Origin of the sequence: Rhodopseudomonas sp. WA056, from assembly GCF_010906995.1 — a bacterium.
GTDB lineage: Bacteria > Pseudomonadota > Alphaproteobacteria > Rhizobiales > Xanthobacteraceae > Rhodopseudomonas > Rhodopseudomonas palustris_G.
On record NZ_QPFS01000007.1, the window covers coordinates 1 to 13,658 of the forward strand.

General features: G+C 64.7%; 15 protein-coding genes. 6 read left to right on the forward strand and 9 right to left on the reverse strand.

The genetic code is table 11. The features are described 5' to 3' along the window. Positions 1-509: 509 nt before the first annotated feature. Both DU475_RS02840 and DU475_RS02845 read right to left on the reverse strand, forming a co-directional pair. Complete coding sequence (locus tag DU475_RS02840; protein WP_164630554.1) at positions 510-1,832, reverse strand: ImmA/IrrE family metallo-endopeptidase; 1,323 nt, start codon at positions 1,830-1,832, stop codon at positions 510-512. 505 nt (positions 1,833-2,337) lie between these two features. Next, positions 2,338-2,925, reverse strand: a complete 588-nt coding sequence (locus DU475_RS02845; protein WP_164630557.1) for a MarR family winged helix-turn-helix transcriptional regulator — start codon at positions 2,923-2,925, stop codon at positions 2,338-2,340. A 523-nt stretch (positions 2,926-3,448) separates the two neighbouring features. Here DU475_RS02845 and DU475_RS02850 point away from each other — a divergent pair. Together DU475_RS02850 and DU475_RS24020 are read left to right on the forward strand one after the other, a co-directional pair. Then, on the forward strand, positions 3,449-4,942 hold the full coding sequence (locus DU475_RS02850; protein ID WP_013501710.1) for a porin: 1,494 nt from the start codon (positions 3,449-3,451) through the stop codon (positions 4,940-4,942). A 419-nt stretch (positions 4,943-5,361) separates the two neighbouring features. Beyond that, positions 5,362-5,529: a hypothetical protein gene (locus tag DU475_RS24020; protein ID WP_013501708.1), complete on the forward strand. Its 168-nt coding sequence runs from the start codon at positions 5,362-5,364 to the stop codon at positions 5,527-5,529. A 28-nt stretch (positions 5,530-5,557) separates the two neighbouring features. Here the strand turns inward: DU475_RS24020 and DU475_RS02860 are convergent, their stop codons facing one another. Together DU475_RS02860 and DU475_RS02865 are read right to left on the reverse strand one after the other, a co-directional pair. Continuing rightward, complete coding sequence (locus tag DU475_RS02860; protein ID WP_013501707.1) at positions 5,558-6,088, reverse strand: gamma carbonic anhydrase family protein; 531 nt, start codon at positions 6,086-6,088, stop codon at positions 5,558-5,560. Positions 6,089-6,147: 59 nt separating this feature from the next. After that, entirely contained in the window at positions 6,148-6,486 is a 339-nt protein-coding gene (locus DU475_RS02865) for a DUF6949 family protein (protein WP_013501706.1), read from the reverse strand. 193 nt (positions 6,487-6,679) lie between these two features. On the opposite strand from DU475_RS02865, the gene DU475_RS02870 reads away from it, so the two are divergent. After that, a complete protein-coding gene (locus DU475_RS02870) occupies positions 6,680-7,387 on the forward strand; it encodes a hypothetical protein (protein WP_164630560.1) in 708 nt (235 codons plus the stop codon). Positions 7,388-7,401: 14 nt separating this feature from the next. Here DU475_RS02870 and DU475_RS02875 read toward each other — a convergent pair whose 3' ends face one another. From DU475_RS02875 to DU475_RS02890, 4 genes are all read right to left on the reverse strand, one after another. Next, positions 7,402-7,620 carry a DUF3126 family protein gene (locus tag DU475_RS02875; RefSeq protein ID WP_013501704.1) on the reverse strand — a complete coding sequence of 73 codons (219 nt, stop codon included), beginning with the start codon at positions 7,618-7,620 and terminating at the stop codon, positions 7,402-7,404. 184 nt (positions 7,621-7,804) lie between these two features. Beyond that, positions 7,805-8,632 carry a serine O-acetyltransferase gene (gene cysE / locus DU475_RS02880; RefSeq protein WP_013501703.1) on the reverse strand — a complete coding sequence of 276 codons (828 nt, stop codon included), beginning with the start codon at positions 8,630-8,632 and terminating at the stop codon, positions 7,805-7,807. Between the two features lie 235 nt (positions 8,633-8,867). Then, positions 8,868-9,620, reverse strand: coding sequence for an alpha/beta fold hydrolase (locus DU475_RS02885; protein WP_164630562.1), 753 nt, complete (start codon positions 9,618-9,620; stop codon positions 8,868-8,870). A 168-nt stretch (positions 9,621-9,788) separates the two neighbouring features. Further along, the gene (locus DU475_RS02890; protein WP_164630564.1) at positions 9,789-10,937 is read right to left on the reverse strand and encodes a hypothetical protein; all 1,149 of its coding nucleotides are present in this window, start codon (positions 10,935-10,937) and stop codon (positions 9,789-9,791) included. Positions 10,938-11,147: 210 nt separating this feature from the next. Here DU475_RS02890 and DU475_RS02895 point away from each other — a divergent pair, with 210 nt between their 5' ends. After that, the gene (locus DU475_RS02895) at positions 11,148-11,393 is read left to right on the forward strand and encodes a zinc-finger domain-containing protein (RefSeq protein WP_013501700.1); all 246 of its coding nucleotides are present in this window, start codon (positions 11,148-11,150) and stop codon (positions 11,391-11,393) included. An 18-nt stretch (positions 11,394-11,411) separates the two neighbouring features. Next, positions 11,412-12,605 carry an FAD-dependent monooxygenase gene (locus tag DU475_RS02900; protein WP_164630566.1) on the forward strand — a complete coding sequence of 398 codons (1,194 nt, stop codon included), beginning with the start codon at positions 11,412-11,414 and terminating at the stop codon, positions 12,603-12,605. A gap of 49 nt (positions 12,606-12,654) precedes the next feature. Here DU475_RS02900 and DU475_RS02905 read toward each other — a convergent pair whose 3' ends face one another. Continuing rightward, positions 12,655-13,059, reverse strand: a complete 405-nt coding sequence (locus DU475_RS02905) for a hypothetical protein (protein WP_047307412.1) — start codon at positions 13,057-13,059, stop codon at positions 12,655-12,657. A 164-nt stretch (positions 13,060-13,223) separates the two neighbouring features. Here DU475_RS02905 and DU475_RS02910 point away from each other — a divergent pair, with 164 nt between their 5' ends. Beyond that, positions 13,224-13,652, forward strand: a complete 429-nt coding sequence (locus tag DU475_RS02910) for a universal stress protein (protein WP_013501697.1) — start codon at positions 13,224-13,226, stop codon at positions 13,650-13,652. Positions 13,653-13,658: the final 6 nt, after the last annotated feature.

The window sequence follows — 13,658 nt, forward strand, 5'->3', positions numbered from 1 at the left end:
CCCGGTCGAACCCCCCCCCCTCCCCGTCCCAGACCGGATCGTGCGCGGCCAGCCTCCCCCAAGGCTGGCCGCACCCCGTTTGAAGCCTCAGAAATTCCGATTTCGTTGGGACTTTCGATACTGACACGTCGCTATCGCGCTGAATCTATCGCGAACGCGCGGGCCGAGGCGCGGAAAATCCGTGGAATTTATTCCCCAATCGTTCGCACCTGATTGACGACGCATTCGAGGCTGAGGCCCGGCTTGATAAGGCGATCAGCATCCGATGGGCCGGTCCGATGACAGGCTACGAAAAGCCCTCCCCCCTCGGACTACGGCTTATGGCAGGCCTTTCCAGGGGGTGGCGCCACTGGCCGATGGCGCGACCACACTCAGCCGCCCGCTGTGCCCCACGTCGCTGCGTGCGAGGAATGGCGTCGGGTCGATCTGCTGCCGAGGCCAGACAAAAAATCACCCGAAGGGGAGCGCTGATCAGCGACGAACTACCAGCTTTGGAGAATTGAGCAACGTCATCCAAACGAGATTGTAACTCCGTTGTTAGAGGCCTGCTTACGAACCACGTCAGGACTCACGCGAAGCTCATCGGCCAACTCTCGTATATCGGATTGAGTGAACTTGCTTTTCTTCCCACGGAAACGCGATCGAATCAGCGCCTTTGGCGCCGTTAATTCCGCTGCAAACGCGCGGTTTGCCTGCTGATCCCTCGTGACAGCAGATGTAAGAAGTCTACTCTCCGTTGGGGTCTCGGAAGACCAAGCGGAAAATACCGCTCGCGCTGCAGCGAAGCGCCTCTTCGCTTCTGTTTGCTGCAGCAAGGCAACCTTCATCTCATTTTCAAATCGAACAACTGCTCCGGTAACTGCAACATCATCGTTACGTTGAACCGATTTAGTCTGGAGCGTCGTGTCGATTTCCAGCATATCAAATATCCGACTGGCAGCGTTCGGATCAGTATCGCTGATCCCCAGTCTCTTTCGCAGGATTTCTGCCGCCTGAAGTCCTCGCCGGAACGCCGGAACTGCGTAGTTATCCTGGGGAACGGAAATAGCTTCGATCGGCGACAATGTAGACTTCTCAACCGTCCTCGTGAGAGCAACAGCATCTTCCGCAACCTTAGAAACAGAAACGAAGTCGTTTTCCGACGAAGCCAAACACAGGTCCATAAGCAGGCGCTCGCCAAGCGCAACTTCGAGTCGCTCTAACAGTTTGGCGAACCCATCGTCGACATCGTATGGAGACATACCTAGTGCTCCGACGAAGCGACAGAAATTCAGCTCATCATCTTTTGTTTCAGTTATGAGCGACCAAGTATCTTGTAGCCAAGTTTCGGAAACGCGACGATCGTTCAACCGGTCGACGACCGACTGCACGAACTGCCTCAACTCGGACTCGACCTTTTCTCTCGGCGCTGTTGCGCGTGCGGAATTGCAGAAACGAACATCAGAGAATCTTGGATCTCGCGCTCTCGCCGAAATCTGTAGTGTCCCTCCCGACGCCACAAATTCCAACCGTGGCAGGGAGAATCCATGCTGAGCAGTTAGCAACGAATGACGCGACAGGAACTCGTCGTCATCGGCTTCTTCTTCGTTCTTTCGCGGCTCCCATAAAATGGGCCACCAGTTATCGGCAATCCACTCTGCGACGAAGTAAGCGGGGATTTGGACCGCCTTGCATTTGTTTCGTAGCGGACCGCCAAATTTGTTCATATGCCGAGCAGTAAATTCGGTCACAGCGACGCCGCCCACCTGGATCAGCAGGCTTGCAAGAGTAGCGTCGGATTGGTTCCGCCCCTCTTGGTCGATCCAATCGACTTGCAGCTCAAAATCGCTCATGATCTCATTAGCTCTGGCGGCACGACCTCGCGTACAGAGCGGCGGAGGCAGCAACCTCCAGCTCCTCCGCGCTCACGTTCTTGCGCAACACGCGTTGTTTACCGGGAAAACGAACTTCCCGGCCTTTCGGCCTCCCCATTCCCGACGCCCCACAATGCCGTTTGCAGTCTTTGCAACCATATGTCTCTGTTCTCTGAAAACGCAACCATTCCAGGGAGACGTGTTGAGACCGTCGCCCTGGATGATCTGCGGCTAATCGAACGCGAATAGTGGTCCCACCGCCGAGGGCGTGGAAAAGTCGTGGAAACGTAACTGTTGCCCCGTAACCATTTGATGTTGCTCACGGCTGCGTCGCCTCCCCAAGGCTGGCCGCACCCCGTTAGGGCGTTCCCGAGCGACGTGGAAGCGGTTCGGGGACGCAAGCGCGTCAACCGGATCGCCGTAGCTGCTCGGGGGCGCTCCCGTCAGACCGGGTTTGCGGGCCCCGCCATCCGGGCCCCGACCTTCAGGTCTGGTCGGTCACCCTCTGCATCGCCAGCTTGGTCCGGTGCTTCAACATCTCGAGCTTGGCTTTGACATCGTTCAGCGCTTCGGCATCGAAGTCGCGGAAGATGTATTCGTGCAGAGCTTCCCACCGCGGCGACAGGTGCTCGATCTTGCCCCTGGCCTCGTCCGACAGCGACATCAGCACCACCCGCGCGTCCTCCGTCGAGGGCACCCGATTGAGCAATCCCATTCGCTCGAGAATCTTGGTCTGGGTTGTGACGAAGGTCGAGACCGCGTGGATCTTCTGCGAGACGTCGCCGACCGACACGCCCTTACCCTGATCGAGATCGGCGATCGCCATCAGGATCAGCCATTGCGAGCCGCTGATCCCGAACAGCTTGGCCCACGCCCGCCGCATGTCCTCGAGATTGTTGCTGATCGACACGAAATCCCAGATCACCTGGTAGGACAACCCGAAATCCCGGTGCGCGCAGGTTTGCGGAGGACCGAACGGCTCCTCCACCGGCACCGGCTGGGGCGACGGCGCCGACGACGACGTCTGTGCAGCCGGCTCGCTGTGGTGCTGCTCACTCCTCCGATGCCGCATTCCGCGCCTCCGAATCATCCCCGAAACGTCTTTTGTTGTTTGTCGACTCGGACGAACCCGAAATCGCGGCGCAGCCCAACCTCAGCTATGTATCAAACTCGAGCCGAGACCAAAGCCGACAATTGCCGTCTCAGCCGTACTCCTGTTCGTCGCATCCGTCTCGCCGGCATCGGCCGTTGGCCTGAAAATTCAGCCAATTCAAGCCCATCGCTGCCGCCGACCGAGAACCGGATCGCTGCCGACAAAGTCCGGATGACGGAATTCCGTCATGACAGAATCATGACGGCCTGTTGCCTCAATACCACAGGTCTGTCCGATGACGCGCACTAGCGGTGTTCGATCCTTTCGTTAGCTATTTTTGTTATGTATCTAGTTCCCTGACGGAGGGGGGCAACCTCGAAGTCGTCCCGGCTCAAGCTGTCCAGCGCCTGCGGCAAAGGACAGTCGGGTTCACGGGCGGGCCGTTTCCCGGCGCAAGGCGCCGGTCCGGCATGCCCTTCGAAGGCAAACTTGGAGGTTTACGATGAATTTTGCGAAGAGCCTTATGCTCGGTGGTGCGGCGCTCCTCGTCGCCACCGCTGGCGCACAGGCGGCCGATCTTCCGCTGAAGGCCAAGGCGGTCGAATACGTGAAGGTCTGCTCGCTGTACGGCGCCGGCTTCTACTACATCCCGGGCACCGACACCTGCATCAAGCTCGGCGGCTACATTCGCGCCGAGTACGCGTTCAACGCCGGCGGCATGACGGAAACCCCGTCGTGGAACGGCAACGCCGGTCAGGGCAACCGGCTGTCGAACAACACCATCTACCGTTCGCGCGCCGACGTGAACATCGACACCCGCACCGCGACCGAATACGGCGTGGTCCGCACCTACTTCGACTCGGTGTTCACCTGGACCACCGGCAGCGACACGACTGCCAACGGCAGCCTCGGCGTGTTCTTCGCGTTCGTGCAGTTCGCCGGCTTCACCTTCGGTAAGGCGGTTTCGGCGTTCTCGACCCCGTGGCACGGCGGTCCGGGCAACATCACCTCGAACCTGCTCGGCGGCGACGACACCTCGACCGGTATCAACCAGGTCAGCTACACCGCCGAATTCGGCAACGGCGTGTCGGCCTCGATCAGCCTTGAAGACCAGAGCAGCTATCGCACCGCGTCGGGCGTTTCCAACGTGGTCAACACCACCGGTGGAGCCGCATCCGCCTGGCTGCAGGGCACCGGTAACGGCACCAACTACACTGCCGGCACCAACGTTCCGGACATCGTCGGCAAGATCCGCGTCGACCAGGCCTGGGGCCTGTTCCAGGTGTCGGCCGCGGCCCACCAGATCCGCGCCAGCTACTATACCCCGGCGCTGGAGACCTCGGGTCATCCGAGCGACAAGTGGGGCTTCGCGGTGCTCGCCGCCCTGTCGCTCAAGAATCTGCCGACCGGCGCAGGCGACTCGATCAACCTCGATGCGACCTACGCTGACGGCGCGACCCGTTACGTGATCGGCGGCACCAGCCCGAACGCCTTCGCGATGTACAGCGACAGCAGCGCTGGCGTGTACCAGAGCGTCGGCTTCGGCTCGGCTCCGGACGGCGTGTTCGGCGGCACCAACAACCTGAACGGCACCGGCATCTCCACCGTCAAGGCCTGGGGTATCCGCGGCGCGTTCAACCACAACTGGAACAAGAACTGGGCGACTTCGCTGTTCGGCGCCTACTCGTCGGTCGACTTCGGTGGCACCGGCGGCGCGCTGTACAACGCGGGCCTTGCCGCGGCGGTCCCGGGCTTCGGCACCACCTACACCGGCAACCCGAACTTCAACATCGCGCAGATCGGCACCCGCACTTCGTGGACTCCGGTCAAGAACCTGACGTTCTCGGGCGAAGTGATGTGGATGCGCCTCGACCAGAACTACTCGGGCGTGACTGCCGCCAACGTGCAGCCGACCGGCACCAAGCCGAGCGCTCGCTACGAGTTCAAGGATCAAGACACCGTGGTGGGCGCAATTCGCGTCCAGCGCACCTTCTAAGTCCGAGTAACTTGTAGACCTCCAAGGAACCTCCGGCGATGCCCCGCCGGAGGTTTTCCTTTTTGAGCGCCGCTCTGCGCGTCGAAACTCCTCCGCGCTTTGAAGGGCTGAAACGAGATCGCCGTTTTGGTGGGCGATCGGCAATTCGCCGCAGCTCCGCTGCTGCGCCCCCGGAACGTTTCTCCACCTCGGAACTTGACGTCGCGGAGACCCCGCGATGCGCAAGCTGATCGGCTTCGACGACGACACTTTCGACAAGCTGAAGCGGCTCGGCCGCGATCGGATGGCTAGCCTGCAGGAGCTCGCCGACGAAGCCTTCGCCGATCTTCTGAAGAAGCACGGCGTTCCGATCGACTTGAAGGACGCTCTGCGCAAGAGCGCAGCGGCCGGCTCGCATCGCAAGCATGGAGGAGCAGCCGATGTCACGCGACCCGGATCCGTTCACACGGGGCGAACGCGCAGCGCGCGACAACATTCCCGCCGAAGCTAATCCGTATCACGACGGCAGCGAAGAATACGCGCTGTGGGCGGCCGGCCACGAGCGCATCGCGACGGCGATGGAGGCGAGCGAATCGGAGGGGACTTGAGCGCCGCGACCGCCGCGGCCGATGGACCTCAGCCGATCTTCTTCAAGCCCTTGGCGTAGCGCTGTCCGTTGGCGACGTAGAACCCGGCGCCGGCCAGCATGGCTTGCACCTGCTCGGGCGTCAGCGTCCGCGCGATCTTGGCGGGTGCGCCGAGGATCAGCGAATTTTCGGGAAACGATTTGCCTTCGGTGACCACGGCCCCTGCGCCGACGACGCAGCCGCGTGCCAGCTTGGCGCCGTTCATGACGATCGCGCCCATCCCGATCAGCACGCTGTCTTCGATCGTGCAGCCGTGCAGGATGACGTTATGGCCGATGGTACAACCCTTGCCGACGGTGAGCGGAAAACCCGGATCGGTATGGCAGGTGGTGCCATCCTGGATGTTCGACCCTTCGCCGATCTCGATCCACTCGTTGTCGCCGCGCAACACTGCGCCGAACCACACCGACACCGATCCCCCGAGACGGACCTTGCCGACCACAGCGGCGTTATCGGCCACGAAGTACTTTCCGTCAGCCGGAAGAACCGGCGCCTGCCCGTCGAGTTCATAGATTGCCATCGCTGTCTCCTGTCCCCGCTCTCGTCATCGCAAATGCGAGCGGGACGACGCAATGGTTTTCAGGCGATCAGCCCGACCGCGTGCAGCGCCATCAACACCACGGTTCCGGACATCAGACTCCAGGTGCCCGCGATCACGGTCGCCAGCATCACGAATTCGGCGCGCCGTCGCGCGGTGATGGTGGTGCGCGGCCCGAGCAAGGTGTTGCGCATGATGATGAACGGAGCGGCGAACATCAGGAACGGCACCGCGGCGAAGCTCTGCGTCGCCACGCCTTGCTGCAACATCGTGAAACCTGCCGACCGCTGCGTCAGCGCCTGATAGGCGCAGGTCGCGGCCCCGGCGACGGCGAACCCGATCAGAAGCGAGAACAGGTTATTGAAGGCATCGGGCGACATCGGCGGCCTCCGGCTCGATGGGTGAGGCCCAGATGTCGCAAAATCCCGCGCAGGCCGCCACGACAGCCTTAAGAAAGGGTTAACGCGCGGGCGAAGAAATTGCCGGCGTGCGACGCACAATCCCGTTCGGCTGCGATTCGGCACGTGGCATAGTCCGAAACGATTCGTGTGGGCTCAGACATCTCGCGTCGTCATGACTTTGGTATCGTCGCTTGCCGGCCGCCAGCGCCACAGCCGCGCTTCGCGGACCAGCTCCCGTGTTCCGCTGATGATCGGCGGCGCCATCGGCGCGGCATCGGTCGCGGCTGTCGCCTATCTGCTGTGGCCGACCTGGCATGTGCAGCCCGTCGGCGATCCCGACAGGACACCGGTGACCATCGGCGACACCCTGTTCAACGTCCCCACCAAGGCGTTCAGGGTGAAGTATCAGCGGCGCTCCGGACCGCAGGAGCGGGTCGATCTGGCCTTCCTGTATCCGTCGCTGGCGCCGCCCGAGCACGTCGCGCACAAGACGGCGGAGCAGATCGCCGAATTTCAGCCGATCGATCGCATCTTCGTCTCGATCGCGGCGCATCATGACGCCCTCGCGCCCGACACTCGGCTGCGCACGATCTACCCGCGCTATCTCGCTCCGGTCGCGCCGCAAACCGCGGACGGGCTGACACTGCGCTCGTTCGTCGAGGGCTCGCCCTATGCGAACGAGGATCTGTTCACAGCCGACCAGCCCGAGCTGTCGGCGCGCTGCACCCGCGACCGTCAGACGCCGGGAATGTGTCTCAGCGAAATCCGGGTCGATGGCGCGGACCTCACCTTCCGGTTTCCGCGACAATGGCTGACGCAGTGGCGGGAGGTCGCGCATGCGATCGCGCAGCTCGCCGCGCAGATGCATGTGCGCGGCTGAGGCGACAGATCCGGTCAGTCGACGTCGGCGAGATCGTCTTCCAGAATCGCCATCTGGAACTGGAACGAGCGATCGTCGTCCTCGTCGTCGACGAACAGAACGCCGATGAACTCCTCACCGATGTAAACCTCGGCCGAATCTTCCTTCTTCGGGCGCGGCACCACGCGGATCTTCGGATTGCCGAACACCCGCTTGAGATAGGCATCGAGTTTTCTGACTTCCTGAACGTCCACGGTGATCTCCAATTCAACTGATTAGCGGCCGACGCGGGGCGGACAGCACGCTCATCGCGCGGCCGGGGTCGCCGTCAGTACTTTCTCGCGACCGCTGCCGCAACCCCTCGTCGCGAGTTGCGAACTGCAATCGAGGCGGCCGTTCGGCCGGTCGATCGAGATCCGCGCAAGCGCATTGCGCCGATCAAATTCCGATCGCGTTGAGCATCTGGTCCATGGTGCGCGAGGGCTCGGCGCAGCCGGCCTCGCCCACCACCTTTGCCGGCACGCCGGCAACGGTCATATTATGCGGCACCGGCTTCAACACCACCGAACCGGCGGCGACGCGGGCGCAATAACCGACCTCGATGTTGCCGAGGATCTTGGCGCCGGCGCCGATCATCACCCCGCGGCGGATTTTCGGATGACGATCCTCGTGCTCCTTGCCGGTGCCGCCGAGCGTGACGCCGTGCAGGATCGAGACGTCGTCCTCGATCACCGCTGTCTCGCCGACCACCAGCCCGGTGGCGTGATCGAGGAAAATGCCGCGGCCGATCTTGGCGGCCGGATTGATATCAGTCTGGAACACCGCGGAGGCTCGGCTCTGCAGATACAGCGCGAAATCCTTGCGGCCCTTGGCGTTCAGCCAATGCGCCAGACGATGGGTCTGGATCGCGTGGAAACCCTTGTAGTAAAGCAGCGGATCGATGAAGCGCGAAGTCGCCGGATCGCGATCGAACACCGCGACCATATCGGCGCGAAACGCGTTGCCGAGGTCCGGCTGGTCGCGCAGCGCATCTTCGAAAGTCTGACGGATCAGATCTCCCGACAGCGCCGAATGATCCAGCCGCTCGGCGACGCGATGCACGACCGCGTCTTCCAGCCGGTCGTGGTGCAGCACAGTGGCGAAAATAAACGACGCCAGTTCCGGCTCGCGCCGGACGATGTCCTCGGCTTCGGCGCGGACCCGTTCCCATATCGGATCGAGCGCCGTGACCGTCGCACTTTGCGGATTGATCTGATGCATCACCATGCGGGGCTCTCTCGATCGGGTCGTTGTCAAACTATAGCACGGCAGGCGCCGCGCTGTCGCGGCGCATGGCGGGCGCCGTCCGACGCCCGCTCCCAAAATGTTAACCCATTGACGTCCCCCGACATTCGGCAGCCCAGCCGAAACCACGGGCAACCATGGACATTTCAACGTGGGCTGCTGCCGGGATGGAATCAAGAGCCCGACGTCCGTCGCGGCGGCCGACATCGGCGGCGCATCACGGCCGCCGCGCGAGAAAGTCCACCACCCCTTCCTTGTACACCCGGTCGCCGACCGCACGCATGTGATCGCGGCGCGGGATGTCGAGCACCTCGGCGCCCGGAATGATCGCCCCGAGCGCGTGCGCCGAACCGGCGACGTCGTCGGTGGTGCCGACCGCGATCAGCACCGGCACGGCGATCTGCGCCGCCTGCTCGCGTGTCATCAGCCGCCGCGAGCCGCGCATGCAGGCGGCGAGCGCACGTCGGTCGGAGCGCGTCTGCTCGGCGAAGACACGGAAGGTGCGGCCCATCGGGTCGACGACATCGTCGAGAGATTGCGCTTCGAGCGCGGCAGCCACGTTCTCGCCCGGACCGCCGCCTTCGATCAGTCCGAGACCGAGGCCGCCGAGGATCGCCGAGCGCACCCGGTCCGGATGCTCGCGCGCCAACGTCGCGGTGATCCGCCCGCCCATCGAATAGCCCATCACGTCGGTGCGCGGTAGCTCCAGATGATCCAGCAGCGCCAGCGCATCGCCGGCCATCGCCGCGAGCGTGTAGTCCGCCGGGTCGTACAGCTTGGTGGACTCGCCGTGGCCGCGATTGTCGATCGCGATCACCCGCCGGCCGGCGCGCTTCAGCTCCGACAGCCAAGACGGATACACCCAATTGACGTTCTTGTTCGACGCGAAGCCGTGAATGAGCAAAATCGGCTCCCCCTCGCCGTCGTCGAGGTAAGCGATGGTGAGTCCGGCGTGATCGAAGCTCGGCATCAGGTATCCGTCGTTGATGATGGGAATGAGCGTGGCGGGTTATGTCGTCAGCCCGAACGGCGAGCGCAGCCGGACCACACGATCCGTCGCTTCGGCAAGCGAGTACGGCCGCGATAGGCGCCGTCGTATCGAACAGGAGAGAACGTTATCATTGTGGCGGCGCTCGCACTATGCCTCGACCGCAGCAGAGGCCGCGCGGACGGACGGCTGCGGCTGTGTCTCGGCGGCGAGCACGCGTTTGGCAGCCTTGCGTTTGCGGCGGTCGAGCCAGCGCTGCGTCAGACGCTCGGTGCCGGCTTTCAGCGAAGTGACGACGCCGATCAGCATCAGCAGCGCGCTGAAGATCCACGAGGCGAAATTCCACGTTCCTGCCGTGAGCAGCAGGGCGCCGCGCCCGAACAGCTTGATGATCGCGCGGGTCTGACCGCCCTTGGCCTCGGCGAGCTTGGCGGCGCGCGCGACGTCCTTCGGACTCTCGGCGACTTTCAACGCGTCGAACGCGCCGCGGGTGCCGGCCTTGTCGCCGATCCTGCCGACGTTCTTGGCGAGCCGCAGCAGGCCACCGGCCTTGTCGGTGCGGACCGCCGCCTTCACGGCATCGAGCGTCTTTGCAGGGCGGAGCAGCGAGGCATCGGCCACCGCGCGTCGCAGCGCCGGCGTATCGACGATGTCGCGCGCCGACCGCCCGGCCCATGTCGCCAGCCCCTCGCTGATGCGGCCGACCTTGCGCGCATCCTTGACCAGCGTCAGTCCGGCGCGCGCCGGAGCGGCGGCGCCGATGCTGACATAAGTCGCGGCCGTCACCGCGATGCCGGCCGCGGCGAGCCCGAGCACCAGATGATCGGCCGCCTCCCCGCTCGCCAGATGCTTGCCCTCGCGGATCACGTCCCGGATATCACCGAACACGAACAGATCACCGGCCATCGTGCCGGACAGCCCCGCGAGATCATCGGCCTGACCGGTGACGAGACCGGTGGCGAACCGGCTCGCGACTTGCGCCGGCGCACGCTCCGCCGCGACGGCGTCCGCCACCCGCCGGGTGAGCGGCTCCGCCAGCGCAACCTGATGCGCATCGGCCAGCTCGACCAGACTGCGTGCGAGATCGGCGTCGCCGACCGCGAGCGCGGCTTCGATCTGGCGCTCGATCATGCCGCGATCCTGCCGCAATGCTTCCGCGATCTGCAGCTCGGATAGTCGGACCGGATCGTCCCCGGCGGCCAGCATTGCAGCGCCATGGCGGGCGTGCGGCCAAGCCGCCACCAGCGCCACTGCGCTGATTGCAAGGCAGAGCTTCGCCACGCCGAGTTGCAGCCGCATCGGAACCTCGTGTTCTCCCGAAGAAGATGTGGTGCGTCATCACTTCGACACAACCGATCAGACGAAAGAAGGGCTTCTCCCACACCACGGGATTGTGTCGAATTTCACTGGGCAATCTCTATTCGGCCGCTCTAGGAATCAGGCAGCGGCGCCGGTATGGTGCGCTGCACCGTGTTAGTTGCCCATCCGCTGTCAGCAAAGGTGAGCTGAATGTCCGACCACGTGGTTCCCCACTTCCAGAACGATGCCGGCGTTGCGACGATCGAAATCGGTTCGCGGGAATTCATGTGCGTTGGCGCCGCTCCTCCGTTCGATCACCCCCATGTGTTTCTCGACCTCGGCAACGACAACGAGATCATCTGCCCGTATTGCTCGACGCTGTATCGCTACGCACCGGACTTGAAACCGGGCGAGGCGCGGCCGCCGGAATGCGTGCTGAAGGACAAGGTCGCCTGATCGGACGCTGACCGCGACGTGGCGGTCTCCCGAACCATGATCGTCGCCGGCGCTGGAATCGGCGGCCTGACGGCGGCTTTGGCGCTCGCCGCCAAGGGATTCAGGGTTGTGGTGCTGGAGCGGACCGAGCGGCTCGATGAAGTCGGCGCCGGCCTGCAGCTCTCCCCCAATGCCTCCCGCATCCTGGTCGATCTCGGCCTGCAATCCCGGCTCGAAGCCTGCGCGGTGGTGCCGGACGCCGTCACCGCGATCAATGCGCACTCCGGCCGCGCCATCGCGCGGATGCCGATCGGCGATGTCGCCGTCCGGACCGGCGCGCCGTATTGGGTGGTGCATCGCGCCGATCTGCAAGCGGCGCTGGCCGCCAAGGTGGCTGCACATCCCTCGATCGACCTCCGGCTCGGCTGCGCCGTCGAGGATGTCGCGCCCCATGCCAACGGCATCACCGTGTCGGCCGGCGGCGGTCAGGAGTCCGGGCTGGCGCTGATCGGCGCTGACGGCATCTGGTCGGCGGTGCGCGGCCTTGCTTTCCCAAAGACTCCACCGCTGTTTTCCAGCCTGATTGCCTGGCGCGGTACGCTGCCGGCCGAGGCGATGCCCGGGGGCCAGAAGCTGCGCGGGGTGCAGCTATGGCTGGGGGCGGACGCGCATCTGGTGGTGTATCCCATCTCCGGTGGGCGCCGGATCAATCTGGTGGCGGTGGTCAGCGGGTCGTGGAACCAGCACGGCTGGAGCGCGCGCGGCGAACCCACTGAGATCGTTGCGCGTTTCGCCCATTGGGCGGGTGCCGCCCAGGGGCTGATCGGGGCGGTGACAAGCTGGACGCGCTGGGCGCTGTTCGCGATGCCGGACGGCGGGGTGTGGACCCAGGGCCCGATCGCCCTGTTGGGCGACGCCTCCCACGGCATGCTGCCGTTCGCTGCCCAGGGCGCCGGAATGGCGATCGAGGACGCCGCTGTGCTGGCGGATTGCCTCGCCGCCAGCCGTGGCGAGGGCCGCGGCGGCACCGCTGCCGAGGTCGCCGCGACGCTGCAGCGCTATGCGGCGCTGCGCCGGCCCCGGGTCAAGCGGGTGCAGCAGCTCGCGCGGCAGAACGGCACGATCTACCACCTGCCCGGCGTCGCCGCGATGGCTCGCGACGTCGCGATGCGGGCGCTCGGCCCGGAGCGGCTGCTGGCGCGGCAGAGCTGGGTGTACGACTGGCGCCGCTGAGGGCGGCAGCGCCGACAGGCTCGGCCAACCAGCGCGAGCGCGCGCCGCTTCAGCGCGTCCCGCGCCCCGCCCGCTTGGGCTCTGCCGGCGCTGCGGCGGGCTGCTCGGGCGTCTCGGTGCAGCGGTTCTCCCGCCAGGTCTGCTCGGCGAGCCGCGATAGCGCCTTCAGGTTGATGTAGTCGTTGCGGTAGGCCATTTCGGAGACGACCGGCCCGGCAACCCCGGTCTGCGCCTTGCGCATCAGGCCGTCGAGCCGGGCGAGCTGGGCATCGAGCCCCTTGCGCTCGACCTCGAGCTGCTTGCAGTCGTACAGGGCGTAGCGGGCCGGATCGACGAACGCCTGCGACAGCGCACTGTCGCCGATCCCGGCGCAGCCGGACAGGCCGAGGGCGGCGAACGTAGCGGCGGCAGCGGCGCGGGCTGCGGGGAAGGCGGACGAGCGTTGCGATGTCATGGTGACGGGCTGTGTGAACCAGGTTGAGGTTTCGGTCAAATCAGGCTGTGATGACCGCAGTGTGGCCGGCCAGCTAGGCCCCACTGCCCGTTGTCCAACTCGGCGCGTTGTCTCCACGCGAACCGGCTCCGACTTCGCTCGACAACGCCAACAGGACGCGACCGATGCCGAAGATCCTCCTCCCCTATGACGGCTCCGCCAATGCCGGCCGCGCGCTGGACTGGGTGATCGCCCTCGCCCACGACAACGTCCCGATCGAGCTGGTGCTGGTCTACGCTCATCCCGAACCGGCGCTGTATGGCGAGATCGCCGTGTACGTCTCCAAGGAGAAGATGGAGGAGCTGCAGCGCGCGCACAGCGACGACATCCTGCAACCGGCGATCACCAAGCTGAACGCGGCGAACATCCCGTTCACCGCCGAAGTGCTGACCGGCGACACCGCGCAGCGCATCGTCAAGCGCGCCGAGGAGCTGGGCTGCAGCGCCATCGTGATGGGCACCCGCGGCCGCAGCGCGATCGGCAATCTGGTGCTCGGCTCGGTGGCCAACAAGGTCGTCCACCTGACCAAACTACCTGTGACGCTGGTGAAGTAACCGCCC